Source organism: Arthrobacter sp. TJ-170, from assembly GCF_058269305.1.
The window spans coordinates 397,781-416,080 of the sequence record NZ_JBZCNL010000002.1 but is presented as its reverse complement, the minus strand read 5'-3'; the positions used below and the strand labels follow the sequence as shown (position 1 = coordinate 416,080).

The following is an 18,300-nucleotide window of genomic DNA, read 5'->3' as shown; positions in this document are numbered from 1 at the left end:
CGCCTATCAGCGTCACCCGCCCGCGCGGCGTCGGCCTGCTGTCACTGCAGAGCGAAGGTAAACACGCTCAGCAGCAGCAGGACGGCGACCACGCCGAGCGGTTGCCAGTTGATCCGGCGCTCCACACGGGCGGAATCTGTGGCGTCGACGTCGATCAGTCCGTTGTCGATCCGTCGCTGCCATTCAGTCCGGATCAGCAGGGCGGCCAGTCCGGAGTCGGTGTTGCTCAGGTCCCCGGGGCGGACGCTTCCCCCTGCTCCGTAGCTGCTTCCCGGAAGGTTCTGCATGTGCTCCGGCTTGCCAGCATGGGTTCCACGGACGCCCGGAGCCGGCGCGGCCCACGCCGTGTAGCTGCCTGCGGGAGTGATCAGCTTCAGCGCGTACTTGGTGTCGACGTGGATCAGCCCGGCCCACGGAACATCGATGGTCAGCACCGGATTTCGCAGTTCAACTCCTACCGGTCCGACAACCACAGCCGGGTACCAGAACAGCCACCAGGCAATGGCGGCTACAGCCAGCAGGGGAGCAGCGGTAGCGAGCGCCTGCGGTCCGGACGTCACGATGGAAGCCACCAGACCCACAGCGACAATGACGGCGGCAACCGCGAGTATCCAGCGGCTGCTGCGTGGGCGGAAAACGGTGGTCCGGGTAGGGCCGGTCGGCGAGTTCATACCCCTATATTTCCAACATTCAGGATCAGCGCAGTAATCTGCGGGCAAACAGCCCGCTTGAGTGCGCCGTTCGCACGGTCACACAGTGGAAGGACAGCACTATGACCCACGACATCATTGACGGTGACGGGAGCAGGGAATCGCGATCATCCGTTCGCGGCCCCGTGCTCGAAGTTCGGAATCTCAGCGTCGATTTCGGCGTCGAGAAGGAATGGGTCCCAGCGGCCATCGACCTCAATTACTACGTCAACGCCGGTGAAGTGCTTGCCATCGTCGGTGAATCCGGTTCCGGCAAGAGCGCCAGTTCGATGGCCCTGCTCGGTCTCCTGCCCAGCAACAGCCGGGTCACCGGAGAGGTGATACTGAACGACAGGTCGATTCTCAACCTGTCGCCGGGCAAGCTCCGGGAGGTCCGGGGCAATGAGGTAGCGGTGATCTTCCAGGAGCCGATGACGGCGCTCAACCCGGTGTACACTGTTGGATTCCAGATTGTCGAGACCCTCCGGCTGCACAATGCCATGTCGCCCGATGAAGCAAGGCAGCGTGCCATCAAACTGCTGGACATGGTGGAGCTTCCCGACCCGGAGAAGGCGTTCCGTTCCTACCCGCACCAGCTTTCCGGCGGGCAGAGACAGCGTGCAATGATCGCGCAGTCGCTCTCCTGTGATCCAAAGCTCCTCATCGCTGACGAACCCACGACTGCTCTTGACGTGACCGTCCAGGCGGAAATCCTCGATCTGATGCGCAACCTGCGCAACAAGCTCGACAGCGCCATCGTCCTGATTACCCACGACATGGGAGTTGTCGCTGACCTTGCCGACCGCATCGCTGTCATGCGCAAGGGCGTCATCGTTGAAACCGGAACGGCAGAAAAGATCTTCAGCCGGCCCGAACACCCCTATACCCGGGACCTGTTGGCTGCCGTGCCGCACCTTGGCCAGGGCCTGGCTGGTGGCAGCGACGACGTCGACATCACGGCTGCCCTCGCGGCCGCCACCAAGTCGGACCTCGCCGGTGTGGATGCAGAAGAGCTCGAGCGTCGCGAACGTGCTGTGCTACAGGGCCTGGAAGAGGAAGTCCAGGCGGAGCGGGAGAGCCGGGGCGAGGCAGTTCTGGAACTGGTGAACGTAGCCATCGAGTATCCCAAGCAAGGCAGGGTTCCGGCATTCCGGGCGGTGGAGAACGCTACCCTGAGCATCCGTCCCGGCGAGGTCATGGGCCTGGTGGGGGAGTCCGGGTCCGGCAAGACCACGATCGGGCGCGCGGCCGTTGGGCTGCTCCCGGTGGCGGAAGGGTCGCTGCGTGTTGTGGGCACCGACATCTCCGGGTTCAAGCCCACCTCCCGCGAATTCGGGGCGGTACGACGCAACATCGGCATGGTCTTCCAGGACCCGTCCTCATCGCTGAACCCGCGCCTGCCGATCGGCGAAAGCATCGGCGAACCGATGTTCCTCGCCGGAGAGGCAAAGGGCGCCGAGCTGCAGAAGCGCATCGAGACACTGCTGGACCAGGTGGAACTGCCCCGTTCCTACCGCAACCGCTACCCGCATGAACTCTCGGGCGGACAGAAGCAGCGCGTGGGCATTGCCCGTGCTCTGTCGCTGAAGCCCAAGCTCATGGTGGCAGACGAGCCCACGTCCGCACTCGATGTCTCCGTCCAGGCAACGGTGCTGGAGCTTTTTCAGAACCTGCAGCGGGAGATGGGCTTCGCCTGCCTGTTCGTGACGCATGACCTTGCGGTGGTCGACGTTCTCGCCGACCACATCTGTGTGATGCGTCGAGGGAAGATCGTCGAGCAGGGAACCCGGGACCAGATCCTCCGTAACCCGCAGGACCCGTACACCCAGCGGCTGCTCGCCGCCGTGCCGCTGCCGGATCCGGAAAAGCAGCGCGAGCGGCGGGAGCTTCGCGCGCGGCTGCTTTCCTCGGCGGAGTAACCCAATCCAGCCAACGACGGCGATGCCCTCCTCCGCGTTCCAGCGGGGGGAGGGCGTCGCCGTCGTCGTTTAATTTGTCGTTTGGATCGTGGCTATGGAAGGTTCTTTCAAGAGGTGCGCGTATCCTCGTTAGGCCATCTTTTGCCTAACGCTTAGACTGGTAGTAGTGCGCGCTGTGCCGCCCGCTCTCATTTTTTACCTGACGCTGATCCCGACCCCCAAGAAGCGAGTCATTCCGCATGTCTGTTTCCACGAGCAACACTGCAATCCGCAGTGACCTCCGTAACGTTGCCATCGTGGCGCACGTAGACCATGGCAAGACGACGCTCGTTGACGCGATGCTGAGGCAGACCAACTCCTTCGCCAGCCACGGCGAAGTTGCGGATCGCGTCATGGACTCCGGTGACCTGGAGCGGGAAAAGGGCATCACTATTCTCGCCAAGAACACCACGGTGTTCTACGAAGGGCCTTCCGCCAACGGTGAGCGCATCACCATCAACGTGATCGACACCCCCGGTCACGCCGACTTCGGCGGCGAGGTCGAGCGCGGTCTCTCCATGGTTGACGGCGTGGTCCTGCTGGTGGACGCTTCGGAAGGTCCACTGCCGCAGACCCGGTTTGTGCTGCGTAAGGCCCTCGCGGCGAAGTTGCCCGTGGTGCTGCTGGTCAACAAAACCGACCGCCCCGACTCCCGAATCGACGAGGTCGTCAGCGAATCGATGGACCTGCTCCTCGGCCTCGCGTCGGACCTGTCGGACGAGGTTCCCGACCTGGACCTTGATTCCGTCCTCAACGTCCCGGTTGTGTACGCCGCAGCACGCGTCGGTGCAGCTTCCCTTGAGCAGCCTGCAGATGGCAGCGCCCCGGCCAATGACAACCTTGAGCCCCTCTTCAAGACCATCATCGAGCACATCCCGGCGCCGAGCTATGACCCCAACGGGGTCCTGCAGGCGCACGTGACCAACCTGGATGCCTCGCCCTTCCTCGGGCGCCTCGCGCTGCTGCGTATCTTCAATGGAACCCTCCGCAAGGGCCAGCACGTGGCCTGGGCGCGCCAGAACGGTGAGCTCAAGACGGTCAAAATCACCGAACTGCTCGCCACCAAGGCGCTGGAGCGCGTGCCGGCTGACTCAGCCGGTCCCGGTGAGATCGTTGCCGTCGCAGGCATCGAGGACATCACCATTGGTGAAACCCTGACGGACGTGGACAACCCGCAGCCCCTGCCACTGATCACCGTGGATGACCCCGCTATCTCCGTCACCATCGGTATCAACACCTCTCCGCTTGCCGGGAAGGTCAAGGGCGCAAAGGTAACCGCCCGCCAGGTGAAGGACCGCCTGGACAAGGAACTCATCGGCAACGTGTCGCTGCGGGTCCTCCCCACGGCGCGCCCGGATGCCTGGGAAGTGCAGGGCCGTGGTGAGCTCGCGCTCGCCATCCTCGTGGAGCAGATGCGCCGTGAGGGCTTCGAACTGACCGTGGGCAAGCCGCAGGTTGTCACCAGGACCGTCGACGGCAAGATCCACGAGCCGATGGAGCACATGACCATCGACGTTCCCGAGGAATACCTTGGCGGTGTCACGCAGCTGATGGCTGCACGCAAGGGCCGCATGACCAACATGGCCAATCACGGCACCGGCTGGGTCCGCATGGAGTTCATCGTTCCTGCACGCGGCCTCATCGGTTTCCGCACGCGCTTCCTCACGGACACCCGCGGCGCAGGCATTGCGTCCTCCTACTCCGAGGGTTATGAGCCCTGGGCCGGCGACATCGAGTACCGGACCAACGGGTCGATGATCGCGGACCGGTCCGGCGTGGTCACGCCGTTCGCGATGATCAACCTGCAGGAGCGCGGGTCATTCTTCGTTGAACCCACTTCCGAGGTGTACGAGGGCATGATCGTCGGCGAGAATTCCCGCGCCGACGACATGGACGTCAACATCACCAAGGAAAAGAAGCTCACCAACATGCGTGCCGCTTCCTCCGACAGCTTCGAGAACCTGACCCCTCCACGCAAGCTGACCCTCGAAGAATCGCTGGAGTTCGCCCGCGAGGACGAGTGCGTGGAGGTGACTCCCGAGGCCATCCGCATCCGCAAGGTCATCCTCGACGCCAATGAGCGTATGCGCGCAGCGCGCTCACGCGCCCGGGCGTAGGGACCGGCCGGTTTCCGGCGAATCCGTGGAGAAGCATAAGGACGACGACGGCGGCCACCCGGCCGCCGTCGTCGTTCCGTTAAGTTCACGCCGCCGGCGGTGGCGCGCGATGCTGGCTGCAGTAGCGGGCGGGGTTCTCGCCGCCGGTTTGGGAACGGCCCTTCACGCCCAGATCTGGTACGTGGGCGGCGTCGGATTTCCGGTGGGTGCGCTTGCTGCGGTAGTGCTGGCTATCAGTGTTGCCGTGTTTGTCGCATTGTCGGCTCGCGGGGTGTTTTTCGCAGCCCTGACCGGGATGGTTGCGTACGCTCTGGTGGGCCTCACGGCGTCGTTCTCCGCTGGTGACGTCATTGCCGCCGGAGTTGAGGTAGAGGGCGAACTGCCGCCGGTTGCCGTTGCCGGCTACGTGTGGGTGGTGGGGCTGGCCGTCGGGACGATCATCGCCGTGGCAGTATCCTGGTGGGCCCTGCGCCCCTCGCAGCGACCCTAACGCTTGCTGGACCCAGCCCTTCAGGCCGGTCAGTCGGCTGTGCGGTCCAGATGGTGGGCAAGCATGATGGACGTTGCCGTGCCGTCTTCATCGGATTCCCGCTGTGCATATTCCTCGAACACGTTGCGGATCTTCTCCATCATTTCGGCGCGGTTGGCGTCATTGAGGCGTACGCCGAGACGCCAGACATCGATCTCCGAGGGACTTAGTCCGTCGATCTCCTGCAGGAACGTCTCGACAAGTACGGGCGCCGCATTGGGCATCCGGCTTCCCCAGGACAATCCGGTAGCGCGGTAGGGGATTTCCTTCGCTCCGCGGTTGCCCGAGCGGGGTTCCTCAGCCCGCAGGAACCCGGTCGCGAGGAGGGTCCGTACGTGGTGCAGCGCCGTGGCCGGGTTCAGATCCAGGACCTCGGCTATCTCCTTGTTGGTGCGCGCCTTGTGCAGGCAGAGCCGGAGGATCCTGAGCCGAACGGGGGAGCTCAACGCCCTGCCGCGGGCCTGGACGTCCTCATCAGTTGCCATAATCAAAAGCATACGTCAGCAGGCGTGCACTGATTGAATCTAGTCAATCGCGCATCTGCGGGCGCTCTCATTCGGGCGGCGCGACGCGCGGAGCCCGCCGTGGGGGCGGAGGCGGCACCGGCTTCGCGGCGGTCACCGCGTCAAGGGGAACGACGACGTCTCCCCGCCGCGCAGCCACGGTGCAGGAAACTGGGTCGCGGGCGATCAGATCGCCGAGGGCGTCGGTGAGGCCCCCCTCGATCCGATACCGGACGACGACGCGGGTCCCCAGCGGCAGGGACGTCAGGAGTGCTGCAGCCGCGTTGGTCATGCGCACAGCGTGTCATATTACGGCGGGTGCCGGCCGATGCCGATCCCAACTCCGGTTGCGTTAAGCTGGGACAGCGACGAAGAGCCGGTATCGGCACCAGAATCCTAGGGAAGGCGTGGGAAGTGACCTACGTAATCGCACAGCCGTGCGTGGATGTGAAAGACAAGGCCTGTATTGAGGAATGCCCGGTCGATTGCATCTATGAAGGTGAACGCTCCTTGTACATCCATCCGGATGAGTGCGTGGACTGCGGAGCGTGCGAACCGGTCTGCCCGGTGGAGGCGATCTACTACGAGGACGACACTCCGGAGGAATGGGCCGACTACTACAAGGCGAACGTCGAGTTCTTCGATGACCTCGGTTCGCCCGGCGGCGCCGCGAAGCTGGGCAATACCGGGAAGGACCACCCGATGATCGCCGCCCTGCCGCCGCAGAACCAGGAAGCGTGACAGTAGCGTGACCCCGAACCGGACCTTCGGGCTCAATCTGCCGGATTACCCGTGGGACGCCATGGCGCCCTACGTTCAGGAAGCCCAGCAGCACCCCGACGGCGCCGTCAACCTCTCGATCGGCACGCCCGTCGACCCCACCCCGGAGATCGTCCAGCGCGCGCTCTGTGATGCATCGAACGCACCCGGATATCCCACTACTCACGGCACCGTGGAGCTGAGGGAAGCAATCAGCGAGTGGTACCGCCGCCGTCGTGGTGTTGAGGGCCTGGATCCGGCTGACATCCTGCCGACTGTCGGCTCGAAGGAGCTCGTCGCCTGGCTGCCCACCCTGCTGGGGCTGGGAGCGGACGACGTCGTCGTGCGCCCTACGGTTGCCTATCCCACCTATGACATGGGCGCACACTTCGCCGGCGCAACACCGGTAGCCGCGGATTCACTTGCCGATCTCGACGCCGATACCCGCGCCAGGGTGCGTCTGGTATGGGTCAACTCGCCGTCCAACCCAACCGGCGCGGTGCACGATGTGGAGGCGCTGCGAGGCATCGTCGAGGACGCCCGTGCGCTCGGCGCCATGGTGGCCTCCGACGAATGCTATGCCGAGCTGGGCTGGGGTGCCTGGGATCCCGCGCAGGGCGGCAGTCCGGTGCCCAGCATCCTCGATCCGAGGGTCAGCGGCGGATCCACGGACCAGTTGCTGTCCGTCTACTCCCTCAGCAAGCAGTCGAACCTCGCCGGGTACCGTGCGGCGTTCGTGGCCGGTGACAGCGCCGTACTGCCGAACCTCATCAACTCACGGAAGCACGCGGGAATGATCGTTCCCTTCCCGGTTCAGGAAGCCATGCGGGCAGCCCTCGCCGACGATGAGCATGTTGCCGCGCAGAAAGACCTCTACCGCGCCCGCCGGGAGCAACTGATCCCCGCGCTTGAGGCTTTCGGGCTGACCATCCACCACTCCGACGCCGGCCTTTACCTCTGGGCCACCGCCGGAGAGGATACCTGGCTTTCGGTGAAGCGATTCGCGGAGCTCGGGATCATCGTCGGGCCCGGCACATTCTATGGTGATGCCGGAAACGGGTACGTCCGGGTCGCACTCACGGGTTCGGACGAAAGAGTCGCTGCTGCTGCTGCCCGTCTGCGAACCTGACGCCATGTTGCTATTGCACAACGACGGCCACACGGATTAGTGCTGGAGGTGCTAGTGCCGGTAGCGTTTTAGCTGACTAAGCTGATCCAGCCAATCTCGCATGCTTTCACATAAGCTCCACAAGGAGAGTCAATGACTGAGCACAACGGCGCCTCACTCCAGTTTGACGGAGGAAGCCTGAGCCTCCCGCTGATCCCAGCGGCAGAGGGCAACCACGGGTACGATGTCTCGAAGCTTCTCAAGCAGACCGGCTCCGTGACCTTCGACCCCGGTTTCATGAACACCGCGGCCACAACCTCAGCGATCACCTACATCGACGGCGACGAGGGGATCCTGCGCTACCGGGGCTACCCGATTGATCAGCTGGCGCAGCACTCGAGTTTCCTCGAGGTCTCCTACCTGCTCATCTACGGCGAACTGCCGACACCGACGGAACTTGACGCTTTCGATCAGCGCATCCGCCGCCACACGCTGCTGCACGAGGAGCTCAAGGGCTTCTTCGGGGGCTTCCCGCGCGATGCGCACCCCATGCCGGTGCTCTCCTCGGCCGTTTCCGCGCTCTCCACCTTCTACCAGGACTCGCTGGACCCGTTCGACGACGAGCAGGTGGAGCTCTCCACCTTCCGCCTGATGGCGAAGCTTCCAGTCATCGCCGCCTACGCACACAAGAAGTCCATCGGCCAGCCCATGCTGTACCCGGACAACTCCATGAATCTCGTGGAGAACTTCATGCGCCTGTGCTTCGGCCTCCCGGCGGAGCCTTACGACCTCGATCCCACAATGGTCAAGGCCCTCGACCTGCTGCTCATCCTCCACGCCGACCATGAGCAGAACTGTTCAACCTCGACGGTCCGTCTGGTGGGAAGCTCCAACGCGAACCTGTTCGCCTCGGTTTCCGCAGGCATCAACGCGCTGTTCGGTCCGCTGCACGGCGGCGCCAACGAGGCTGTGCTGAACATGCTCCGCGAGATTCAGGCCAAGGGCATGCAGCCCGAGGACTTCATGGAGAAGGTCAAGAACAAGGAAGACGGCGTGAAGCTCATGGGCTTCGGACACCGTGTCTACAAGAACTATGACCCGCGCGCAAAGATCGTCAAGGCTACCGCCCACGAGATTCTCTCCAAGCTCGGCGGCAACGACGAACTCCTGGATATCGCCATGCGGCTCGAGGAAAAGGCCCTCGCCGATGATTACTTCATCGAACGCAAGCTGTACCCGAACGTAGACTTCTACACCGGCCTGATCTACAAGGCGATGGGCTTCCCCGAGAAGATGTTCACGGTGCTCTTCGCGATCGGACGCCTGCCGGGCTGGATCGCGCAGTGGCGTGAAATGATGCAGGACCCCCAGACCAAGATCGGCCGTCCCCGCCAGCTGTACACGGGCGCCGGAGAGCGGAACTACCCCGCACGCTAGGGCAAGCGCGCGGTATCAGTACGACGGCGGCCGGTTACCTTCGCAGCGAAGGCAACCGGCCGCCGTCGTACCTGGGGTCCCGGAGGGGCAGGTCAGGAAGCGTAGCCCTGCGGGTTGTTCTTCTGCCAGCGCCAGTGGTCCTCACACATCCGGTCGAGTGACCGGTGGGCGGACCAGCCCAGGTCGGCCAGGGCTGAAGAGGGATCGGCATAGCTGACAGCTGCGTCTCCGGGTCGCCGCGGAGCAAATTCGTAGGGGATCTCATGCCCCGCAGCCTTCGAGAACGCCGCGAGAACCTCGAGTACGGAGGATCCGTTGCCGGTTCCCAGGTTCCAGCGGTGAACCCCTGAGTGGGTGGTGAGGAAGTTCAGCGCAGCGACGTGGCCGTCGGCAAGGTCAACCACATGGATGTAGTCGCGGATTCCAGTGCCGTCGGGCGTCGGGTAATCGTTACCGAAGACCATGACCTTCTCGCGTCTGCCGACCGCAACCTGCGCCACGAAAGGGAGCAGGTTGTTCGGAACCCCGGTCGGGTCCTCACCGATACGCCCGGACTCGTGAGCGCCGACGGGGTTGAAGTAGCGCAGCAGGGCAATGTTCCAGCGGCCGTCGGAGGCACCGACGTCGGTCAGGATATCTTCGATCTGCTCTTTGGTGCGCCCGTAGGGGTTCGTGGCATCCAGCGGCATCTTCTCGATCAGCGGAACCTCTTCCGAGGCACCGTACACGGTGGCCGAGGAACTGAAGACGAGCGTGCGGACATTGTGGCGGTCCATGGTGCGCAGCAGGTTCAGCGTGCCGCCGACGTTGTTGTGATAGTAGAACAACGGCTTGTCCACTGATTCACCCACGGCCTTCAGCCCGGCGAAATGAATGACGGCGTCAACCGCTTCGGTGTCGAAGACATCGTCGAGCGCATGCTCGTCGAGCAGATCCACCTTGCGGAAGCTCAGTTCGCGTCCTGCCAACTCTTCCACGCGCTTGAGGGCGATTTCGCTTGAGTTGTAGAGATTGTCGACGACAACGACGTCGTGACCCGCCTCCAGAAGCGCCAGTGTGGTGTGCGAGCCGATGTAACCGCTTCCGCCGGTGACGAGTATCTTCATGTGCTCAAGCCTACCGACCGGGCGCCGGATCGAGCGAAGCGGGCCCGGGAGGCCGCGGGCGTCCGGGAAGGTCCGGCGTGCGCGCTCAAGTCAAACAGAGCGGGTGCCCCGGACTCTGGAGACTTTCAGCCCTATCGGTCTACCCTTGGAGGACCACGCGCGAGCCGGCCGGGGACCGTCGGCGGAGAGGGCAGGACACCGCATGCACGTCAATAGAGCGACCTCCTGGGAGGTGAGCTCGCGCCTGTCGCCGATGATGTGTTTTGCGCTCTACCTGCGGGACTGCGCCGGCCTCGGGATGGTCGGGATTCCGGCCGTTTCACCGCTGAAGCCCGCCGTACATTGCACGGACCCCCGGCAAACCGTCCGCGCGGTGGGCGGGATGGCGGCCCTGAAGCTTGAGTGGGAGGCCTGGTGGTACGAACTCGTGTGCGATCGCGGGCGTAACCGGGAGTTCCCGACGCCCCCCGATTTTCCTGAGTTTCAGGCCATGCCGGCCCTTCAGCGGTACACCCACGCACACTTCGGCACCGCCCTGGCCTGGGTTCAGGGGTGGGAAGAGGAGAGACGGAACCGGACGCGGAGCGGTGCTTCAATCGGCCACTGGCCGGGATTCGCTGAACTCGTCGAGGAACGCGAACTCGAGCTGGGCAGGTCAGCCCGAAACTTCAGCCTCGAGCTGGTTGAACTGCCGCTGGGCGAGCCTCGGGCATGGTTCGTTGAACCGGACATGCTCATCATGAGCGAGAACCTTTGCGACGATGAGGCAGCGTTCCGCAGCTATGTTCAGCCCGTCGTGGAGTTCATTGCCTGAGTTCCGCTGTTAGGCGGGAACCTCGGCGACCGTAATGAGCACCTCGCCGGTCTGCGTTTCAGCGGTGCTCCAGCCACCCTCTCCGCGGTTCCACTGCAGACCCGCATGGGAAACAGAGGTGATCCCGAATTCTCTGGCATGCGCCACTGCGAACTGCGCCGCAGCCCATCCTGTGGAGCCGGATGCGCTGGCCACGACGCCCTGCTCCGTAGCCGCAACTGGGAGGGCCGGGAAGACGGCGGAGAGGCGTTCCACAGCACCCGCCGCGTTGCCGGACCCCTCCGGCTTGCGCAGGACACAATTGAGCGAAGCGGGGGATTGGCCAGTCAACGCCGATGCAAAGGCGCGCGCCTCCGGCTCGTGGTCGGCGTACGCGTCGGGGTACGCGCTTCGCTGGACAAGTTGCGCAGCCTCGGTGATGGGCAGGACCTGGTATCCCGGCACGGTGACCAGCGCGTCATAGAACGCGCCGGCGGCGTAAATGGGATCCTGCACCTGCTCCTCGCTGCCCCAGCCCTGCGATGGGCGCTGCTGGAACAACCCGCGCGAGTCTGGTCCTGCCTGATCCCCGTAATCGAGATTGCGAAGACCTGATTCCTGCACGGCGGTGGCCAGCGCAATGGAGACGGCCCGCGGCGGCAAACCGCGGGTCACAGCAACCCCCGCGATCGTGGACGCGTACGCCGCCTGCTCCGGACCTAGTTCGTAGGTGTCGGTTCCGACGACTGCGCTGCACCGTTCGCGGACCAGCACCTCGGACGAATTCAGTTGCGTGACAGCAAGATAAGCTCCGCCGCCGACCACAGCCGTCAACAGGGTGAGCACACCGGCCGCGCGGAGCCGGCGCCGTCGTGGGGCTTGCGCTTTGGTTTGGAGCACGCCGGTTCCTAGTTGGCGTGCAACGCTGCGTTCAACGCAATTCCCTGGCCTGACCGCTGCCGTGCTTCCACAACGCCGGTGGTGGAGTTGCGGATGAACAGCACACCCGACTGTCCGGAAAGCTCGGCAGCTTTGACGATCGAGCCGTCGGGAAGGGTGACTTTTGTTCCAGCGGTGATGTACAGGCCGGCCTCGACTACGCAGTCATCCCCGAGGGAGATACCAATCCCCGCCTGGGCGCTCAGGAGGCAGCGCTCACCGATGCTGATGCGTTCCTTGCCGCCGCCGGACAAAGTGCCCATGATTGACGATCCGCCGCCGATGTCCGACCCGTTGCCCACAATGACGCCGGCGGATATGCGTCCTTCAACCATCGAATGGCCCAGAGTCCCGGCGTTGAAGTTCACGAAGCCCTCGTGCATGACGGTGGTGCCTTCGGCGAGGTGCGCGCCCAGCCGGACCCTGTCGGCATCGGCAATGCGGACGCCGGAAGGCATCACGTAATCGACCATGCGCGGGAACTTGTCCACGCCGTACACCACAACCGTGCCGCGGGAGCGCAGGCGGAGGCGGGTGGTTTCGAACCCGGTTACAGCACAGGGGCCGAAGTTCGTCCACACCACGTTGGCAAGCAAGCCGAAGATGCCGTCGAGGTTGATGCTGTTCGGCTGCACGAGACGGTGCGAAAGGAGGTGAAGGCGGAGGTAGGCATCAGTTGCGTCCGTCGGGGCGTCGTCGAGCGAGGAAGTAGTGGTCACTACTTCCTGGGTCACGCCCCGGAGCGCATCGGGGGCTGCGATCGCGGCGAGTTCGGTGTACAGCGTCTCCGACTGCGAATCGGCCTGTGTTTCGGCAAGCACCGGCTGGGGATACCAGACATCGAGCACGGTTCCGTCTTCGGCCAGCGTTGCCAGTCCGACTCCGAAAGCGGTTCGGGGTGCGGTTGAGGAAGGGGTCAGGGATGCGGAAGCCGTCTCAGTCATGGCGTCCATTCTACTGGCCTCCCGCACCTCGCTTCGCTCGGCGCGGTGCCCTCGGTCAGTAGGCTTGGGCCCATGACTTCTTCCGAACTCCCGAGCCTTGATCCCAGAGCCGACGTGGCGCAACTCACCGCGGACATCATCGACATAGACAGCGTCTCGGGGAATGAGCGTGTGCTCGCCGACGCGGTCGAGGAGGTCCTTCTCTCGTGCCCGCACCTGGAAGTGGTCCGGGACGGTGATTCCCTCATTGCACGCACGTCCCTGGGCCGAAGGGAAAGGGTGATCCTCGCCGGGCATCTCGATACGGTCCCATTGCCCCGCATATCCGGCTCGCGCGGGACGGTACCAAGTTCGTGGGAGGGAGAGGTCCTCTACGGGCGCGGCGCCACCGACATGAAGGGCGGAGTTGCGGTGCAGCTCGCCCTGGCTGTTGCGCTGACGGAACCCTCACGGGACATCACCTATGTCTTCTACGATCACGAGGAAGTCGAGGCAGCGCTCAGCGGACTGGGCAGGCTGGTTGACAGCTACCCCTCATTGCTTGAGGCTGACTTCGCGGTCCTGCTTGAACCCACCGACGGCACTGTGGAAGGTGGCTGTAATGGAACCGCGCGGTTCAACGTCACCACCACCGGGCGCGCCGCCCACTCAGCGCGGGCATGGATGGGTGAGAACGCAATTCACAAGATGGCCGAGGTGCTTGTCCGCCTGCGGGACCATGAGCCTGCAACGGTGTCCGTGGACGGTCTGGACTTCCGCGAAAGCCTCAATGCAGTCCTTGTCAGCGGCGGTATCGCCGGCAACGTGATCCCGGACCGCGCCGTCGTCGAGGTGAACTACCGCTTCGCGCCGGACAAGTCCCCGGAAGACGCCGAGCAGTACGTACGCGAGCTGCTCGACGGTTTCGAACTGGAGCGGACGGACTCCGCTGCCGGCGCACGCCCGGGACTGAACCATCCCGCTGCTGCTGCCTTTGTTCAGGCAGTCGGTGCGGAGCCGAAACCGAAATATGGCTGGACCGACGTCGCACGATTCAGCGCGCTCGGCATACCCGCCGTGAACTTCGGACCGGGCGACCCGCTGCTTGCCCACTCGGACGACGAGCACGTGCACGCGGACGCTATCCGGACCTGCCTCAAGGCGTTGAACGACTGGCTTGCCTAGACCCGTGGGTCCAGGCGAGCCGGCGATAGGGATCTACTGTTTCTAGCCTGCGTTGGTCGCGTCGGGGAGCAGTACCTTCTGGTCCTTCTCCCTCTTTGCTTTCCCGGCGGTACGGAAGCTGAGCAGCTTCGACAAACGGTTCGCCAGTGAGGACAGCGCGAAGTTGATGATAATGAAAATGACCGCGGCGATAAGGAGAGCCTGAAGCAGGTTTCCTTCGCCAACGCCCAGCCGACGCGCATTCTGCAGCAGTTCGGTGTAGGTGATGATGTAACCGAGCGCGGAGTCTTTCAGGATCACTACGAATTGGCTGACAAGCGCGGGCAGCATGGCTGTAAGCGCCTGGGGCACCTCAACGCTCCTCAGCGATTGCCCACGCGTCATGCCGATCGCCACCGCAGCTTCCCGCTGCCCCTTGGGAAGGCCCTCAACGCCGGAGCGCACAAGTTCAGCGATCACGGAACCGTTGTAGAGAGTCAATGCGATAACCACAGCCATGAAGGGGATGTCCTGAGGACGCATGACGCCTGCCGCGCCGATAGCGAGCCAGAGAAAGATCATCATCAGCAGGACCGGTACCGCTCGAAAGAACTCCACGATGACGCCGGCGAGCCAGCGGATGGGCAGGAAATGCGAGAGCCGCCCGATGCCCAGGATGAGTCCGAGGGCCACCGAGGTGACGATTGCAACGCCGGCTGCCCGGAGCGTATCCCAAAGGCCGGGGAGCAGGAAGAACTGCCACGTTCTGACCTCGAGGAAAGGTGTCCACTTGGCCGGTTCCAGCTGGCCGCGCTCAGCAAGGGTGATGAGAAGCCACGCCAGTAGCCCGACGACGAACAGAACACCGGCAATGTTGCCGATCAGGATGTTGCGCTTGGCCTTGGGGCCGGGAGCATCGAAAAGTACCTGCTGTGCGCTCATCGTGCCACCGCCAGTTTCTTGGACGCCCACGTTGTGAGCAGGCCGATCGGGATAACGATAATCACGAAGCCCATCGCGAAGGTGAAGAAGATCGGAATCACCATGTCGGAACGGAATTCGATCATGGTTTTCATCAACCCGGCTGACTCGGCGACTGAACCGGCAGCAGCAACAGTGGAGTTCTTGGTGAGCGCGATCAGCACGTTGCCCAGCGGTGCGATGGCTCCGCGGAAAGCCTGCGGAAAAATGACGAGCCGGGCGGCCGGAAGGAAGGACAGGCCGATAGCGCGGGCTGCCTCGGCCTGTCCCAGTGGAACAGTATTCACTCCGCTTCTGATCGCTTCGCATACGAAGGCGGCGTGGTAAAGACTCAGGCCGAGAATCGCCAGCCGGAAGAAATTCAGGTCGAAATCCGAGGAGAGGCTGACAAAGAGCTGGCCAAACAGGGCGAGTACACCGAAGGCGATGATGATTGTCAGCGGCGTGTTGCGGAAGATGTTGACGTAAATGGCGCCGAACCACTGCAGGCTTGCGATGGGCGAGATCCTGAACAGAGCCAAGAGGGTTCCCAGTAGGAACGACCAGATAGCGGCCCAGAACGTCAACTGGATATTTATCCAGAAGGCTCCTGCGACGTCGTACTGCTCAAAGAGCGACAGGAAACCGTCCACGGCAACCTTTCTTGTTGTACGTCAAACATCTGTGTGGGGGCCGCCAGGCGGCCCCCACACAGATTCATGGAGTGTTAGGCGCAGTCGTCCGGCGTCGGCGGGTTCAGCTCCGAGTTCGGCTCATAGTCGACGCCCTCAAGGTTGTTCGAAAGGGCTTCTTCCCATGCGCCTGCCTCAATCATCTTCTCGATGGCGGCGTTGATGTCGGAGCACAGCTCGCCGCCCTTGGTGAGGCCAACACCGTAGCGCTCCTCGGAGAACGGGTTGCCCACAACCTTGAACTGGCCCTGGTTGGTCTCCTGTGCAGCGAGGCCGGCGAGGATGATGTCATCGGTGGTGACGGCATCGATCTGGCCGCCGCCCATCAGGCTGACGCACTCCGCGTAACCCGGCTGCTCGATCAGGTTGACGTCTTCGGCGAATTCGTCCTTCACGCGCTGTGCGGAGGTGGAACCCGTGACGGAGCAGAGGTTCTTTCCGTTCAGGTCCTCGGGGCCGGCGATATCGCTGTCCACCGGAACCAGCAGGTCCTGGCCGGCAATGAAGTATGGGCCGGCAAAGTCCACGGTTTCCTTGCGGGTGTCAGTGATCGAGTAGGTGGCAAAGATCATGTCCACCTGCTCGTTGGACAGCAGGTTCTCGCGGTTCGCCGAAGGGGCCTCCACCCATTCGATCTGGTCTTCGCTGTAACCCAGCTCGCCCGCCACGTACTTGGCGACGTCTACATCGAAGCCGGAGTAGGATCCACCCTCGTCGAAGCCGAGACCCGGCTGGTCGAACTTGATGCCGATCCGCACGGACTCGGCAGCAGCTTCACCGCCGCCCGCGGTTTCACCGCCGCCCGCGGTTTCGCCGCCGCCGCCACCACCGCAGGCAGACAGGGTCAGTGCGGCAGCCGCCGCCATGGCCAGTGCGCCGTATCGTGTTGTTCGCATGATTTCTCCTCGCGTTATTTCCTGGTTGGAATTCGTCGGTAGTTAGTGGGCAAGGATCTTGCCGAGGAAGTCCTTGGCGCGATCGCTCTGCGGATTGGTGAAGAAATCTTCGGGCTTGGCCTCCTCGACGATCTGGCCGTCCGCCATGAAGATCACGCGGTCAGCAGCTTTGCGGGCGAAACCCATTTCGTGGGTGACGACGATCATCGTCATTCCCTCCTTCGCCAGGGAGACCATGGCGTCGAGAACTTCGTTGATCATTTCCGGGTCCAGGGCGGAGGTGGGCTCATCGAAGAGCATCACCTTCGGCTGCATCGCCAGCGCCCGTGCAATGGCAACGCGCTGCTGCTGTCCTCCGGAGAGCTGCGCGGGAAGCTTCTGCGCCTGGTTGTCCACTCCCACGCGCTTCAACAGCGACATGGCCAGCTCTTTCGCCGCGCCGGTCTTCATCCCCTTGACCTTCACTGGGCCGAGTGTCACGTTCTCTAGGATCGACTTGTGAGCGAACAGGTTGAACGACTGAAAGACCATGCCGACGTCGGCGCGCAGTTTCGCCAGCGCCTTGCCTTCCGCCGGCAGTTCCTTCCCGTCGATGCGGATTTCCCCGCTGTCGATCGTCTCGAGGCGGTTGATGGCCCGGCAGAGTGTGGACTTGCCGGAGCCGGAGGGACCGATCACCACTACTACCTCGCCGCGCGAAATCTCAAGGTCGATGTCCTTGAGCACATGGAGATCCCCAAAGTGCTTGTTGACGTTCTTGAGAGAGACGAGAGGCTGTGCTGACGGATTGGACGTGGACGTGCTCGACTGTGTGTCACGAGTCATAAGTAGAAATGTAGCCAAGAATTCCTCACCGGTGATACATCGGCTTGCGGAAAGTGGAAATCGTGATTCAAGAGCAACCAAAGCGGGAGGGCGCTCGCGGCAGTTAGCCTTGGGGGTATGAGTCCCCACAACGGCAATGATCATCAGCAGGACGGTAATTCGACGGCCCCCGCGCGGCGCCGTGGACAGGTGGAGCTCCGCCGGGACCAGGCACAGGCCGTGCAGTCTGATCGGTACCTGCTTGATTCTGTGGAGGAGACCCCCTTCACGAAGACCGATCCGTGGCGCGTGCTACGGATTCAGAGCGAGTTTGTGGAGGGCTTCGGCACTCTCTCGGAGCTGGGCCGGGCAATCAGCGTCTTCGGCTCCGCGCGCACTCCGCGCGACTCCCCGTATTACGCGGTCGGGGAGGAAGTGGGACGGCTCCTCGTCGAGGCCGGTTACGCCGTGATAACCGGTGGGGGACCCGGAGCCATGGAAGCAGCGAACAAGGGGGCCTGTGAGGCGGGCGGCGTTTCGGTGGGCCTTGGTATCGAGCTCCCGTTCGAGCAGGGCATGAACGAGTGGGTGGACCTCGGCGTCAACTTTCGGTACTTCTTCGCCCGGAAGACGATGTTCGTCAAGTACGCTCAGGGCTTCATTGTGTTACCCGGCGGGTTCGGAACCCTGGACGAGCTGTTCGAGGCGATGACGCTCGTACAGACCCAGAAGGTCACGTCCTTCCCGATTGTGCTGATCGGTTCCGAGTTCTGGGGTCCGCTCTGGAACTGGGTGCGCGACACACTGCTCTCGAACGGGATGATCTCGGAGAAGGATCTGTCCCTGGTGCATCTGGTCGATGACCCGGCTGACGCCGTGCGCGCGGTCCTTGCTGACACCGCCAGGCACACCGGACCCTAAAC

General features: G+C 63.5%; 19 protein-coding genes. 9 read left to right on the top strand and 10 right to left on the bottom strand.

Annotated elements, in window-relative coordinates:
• Positions 1-41: 41 nt before the first annotated feature.
• Positions 42-671 carry a PH domain-containing protein gene (locus tag AC4D1W_RS05890; protein ID WP_490889518.1) on the bottom strand — a complete coding sequence of 210 codons (630 nt, stop codon included), beginning with the start codon at positions 669-671 and terminating at the stop codon, positions 42-44.
• Between the two features lie 101 nt (positions 672-772).
• Here AC4D1W_RS05890 and AC4D1W_RS05885 point away from each other — a divergent pair, with 101 nt between their 5' ends.
• The 3 genes from AC4D1W_RS05885 (at position 773) to AC4D1W_RS05875 (ending at position 5,254) form a co-directional block, all read left to right on the top strand.
• Positions 773-2,608 carry an ABC transporter ATP-binding protein gene (locus AC4D1W_RS05885; protein WP_490889517.1) on the top strand — a complete coding sequence of 612 codons (1,836 nt, stop codon included), beginning with the start codon at positions 773-775 and terminating at the stop codon, positions 2,606-2,608.
• Between the two features lie 239 nt (positions 2,609-2,847).
• Positions 2,848-4,764, top strand: a complete 1,917-nt coding sequence (gene typA / locus AC4D1W_RS05880) for a translational GTPase TypA (RefSeq protein WP_490889516.1) — start codon at positions 2,848-2,850, stop codon at positions 4,762-4,764.
• A 25-nt stretch (positions 4,765-4,789) separates the two neighbouring features.
• Complete coding sequence (locus AC4D1W_RS05875) at positions 4,790-5,254, top strand: hypothetical protein (RefSeq protein WP_490898115.1); 465 nt, start codon at positions 4,790-4,792, stop codon at positions 5,252-5,254.
• Between the two features lie 29 nt (positions 5,255-5,283).
• Here AC4D1W_RS05875 and AC4D1W_RS05870 read toward each other — a convergent pair whose 3' ends face one another.
• Entirely contained in the window at positions 5,284-5,778 is a 495-nt protein-coding gene (locus tag AC4D1W_RS05870; protein ID WP_490889512.1) for an ArsR/SmtB family transcription factor, read from the bottom strand.
• A gap of 67 nt (positions 5,779-5,845) precedes the next feature.
• Positions 5,846-6,088 carry a putative acetyltransferase gene (locus AC4D1W_RS05865; RefSeq protein ID WP_490898114.1) on the bottom strand — a complete coding sequence of 81 codons (243 nt, stop codon included), beginning with the start codon at positions 6,086-6,088 and terminating at the stop codon, positions 5,846-5,848.
• A 122-nt stretch (positions 6,089-6,210) separates the two neighbouring features.
• Between AC4D1W_RS05865 and fdxA the strand changes: the two genes are divergently transcribed.
• The 3 genes from fdxA (at position 6,211) to AC4D1W_RS05850 (ending at position 9,100) form a co-directional block, all read left to right on the top strand.
• Complete coding sequence (gene fdxA / locus AC4D1W_RS05860) at positions 6,211-6,537, top strand: ferredoxin (protein ID WP_309072692.1); 327 nt, start codon at positions 6,211-6,213, stop codon at positions 6,535-6,537.
• A 7-nt stretch (positions 6,538-6,544) separates the two neighbouring features.
• The gene (gene dapC / locus AC4D1W_RS05855) at positions 6,545-7,684 is read left to right on the top strand and encodes a succinyldiaminopimelate transaminase (protein ID WP_490889508.1); all 1,140 of its coding nucleotides are present in this window, start codon (positions 6,545-6,547) and stop codon (positions 7,682-7,684) included.
• Positions 7,685-7,816: 132 nt separating this feature from the next.
• Positions 7,817-9,100 carry a citrate synthase gene (locus tag AC4D1W_RS05850; protein ID WP_490898113.1) on the top strand — a complete coding sequence of 428 codons (1,284 nt, stop codon included), beginning with the start codon at positions 7,817-7,819 and terminating at the stop codon, positions 9,098-9,100.
• Positions 9,101-9,192: 92 nt separating this feature from the next.
• Here the strand turns inward: AC4D1W_RS05850 and galE are convergent, their stop codons facing one another.
• Complete coding sequence (gene galE, locus AC4D1W_RS05845) at positions 9,193-10,206, bottom strand: UDP-glucose 4-epimerase GalE (RefSeq protein WP_490889505.1); 1,014 nt, start codon at positions 10,204-10,206, stop codon at positions 9,193-9,195.
• A gap of 202 nt (positions 10,207-10,408) precedes the next feature.
• On the opposite strand from galE, the gene AC4D1W_RS05840 reads away from it, so the two are divergent.
• The gene (locus AC4D1W_RS05840; protein ID WP_490889503.1) at positions 10,409-11,020 is read left to right on the top strand and encodes a hypothetical protein; all 612 of its coding nucleotides are present in this window, start codon (positions 10,409-10,411) and stop codon (positions 11,018-11,020) included.
• A gap of 9 nt (positions 11,021-11,029) precedes the next feature.
• Here the strand turns inward: AC4D1W_RS05840 and AC4D1W_RS05835 are convergent, their stop codons facing one another.
• Both AC4D1W_RS05835 and dapD read right to left on the bottom strand, forming a co-directional pair.
• Entirely contained in the window at positions 11,030-11,899 is an 870-nt protein-coding gene (locus tag AC4D1W_RS05835; protein WP_490898112.1) for a hypothetical protein, read from the bottom strand.
• Positions 11,900-11,907: 8 nt separating this feature from the next.
• On the bottom strand, positions 11,908-12,882 hold the full coding sequence (gene dapD / locus AC4D1W_RS05830) for a 2,3,4,5-tetrahydropyridine-2,6-dicarboxylate N-succinyltransferase (RefSeq protein WP_490889499.1): 975 nt from the start codon (positions 12,880-12,882) through the stop codon (positions 11,908-11,910).
• Between the two features lie 72 nt (positions 12,883-12,954).
• Here dapD and dapE point away from each other — a divergent pair, with 72 nt between their 5' ends.
• A complete protein-coding gene (gene dapE / locus AC4D1W_RS05825; RefSeq protein WP_490889498.1) occupies positions 12,955-14,046 on the top strand; it encodes a succinyl-diaminopimelate desuccinylase in 1,092 nt (363 codons plus the stop codon).
• 42 nt (positions 14,047-14,088) lie between these two features.
• On the opposite strand, the gene AC4D1W_RS05820 is transcribed toward dapE, so the two are convergent.
• The 4 genes from AC4D1W_RS05820 to AC4D1W_RS05805 all read right to left on the bottom strand — a co-directional run bounded on the left by AC4D1W_RS05820 (position 14,089) and on the right by AC4D1W_RS05805 (position 17,398).
• A complete protein-coding gene (locus AC4D1W_RS05820; RefSeq protein WP_490889496.1) occupies positions 14,089-14,967 on the bottom strand; it encodes an amino acid ABC transporter permease in 879 nt (292 codons plus the stop codon).
• Positions 14,964-15,638, bottom strand: a complete 675-nt coding sequence (locus tag AC4D1W_RS05815) for an amino acid ABC transporter permease (RefSeq protein WP_490898111.1) — start codon at positions 15,636-15,638, stop codon at positions 14,964-14,966. The genes AC4D1W_RS05820 and AC4D1W_RS05815 overlap by 4 nt, the downstream gene beginning before the upstream one ends.
• A 74-nt stretch (positions 15,639-15,712) precedes the next feature.
• The gene (locus AC4D1W_RS05810) at positions 15,713-16,573 is read right to left on the bottom strand and encodes a glutamate ABC transporter substrate-binding protein (RefSeq protein WP_490898110.1); all 861 of its coding nucleotides are present in this window, start codon (positions 16,571-16,573) and stop codon (positions 15,713-15,715) included.
• A gap of 42 nt (positions 16,574-16,615) precedes the next feature.
• Positions 16,616-17,398 carry an amino acid ABC transporter ATP-binding protein gene (locus tag AC4D1W_RS05805; protein ID WP_490889491.1) on the bottom strand — a complete coding sequence of 261 codons (783 nt, stop codon included), beginning with the start codon at positions 17,396-17,398 and terminating at the stop codon, positions 16,616-16,618.
• Positions 17,399-17,515: 117 nt separating this feature from the next.
• Between AC4D1W_RS05805 and AC4D1W_RS05800 the strand changes: the two genes are divergently transcribed.
• On the top strand, positions 17,516-18,298 hold the full coding sequence (locus AC4D1W_RS05800) for an LOG family protein (RefSeq protein WP_490889490.1): 783 nt from the start codon (positions 17,516-17,518) through the stop codon (positions 18,296-18,298).
• Positions 18,299-18,300 lie beyond the last annotated feature (2 nt).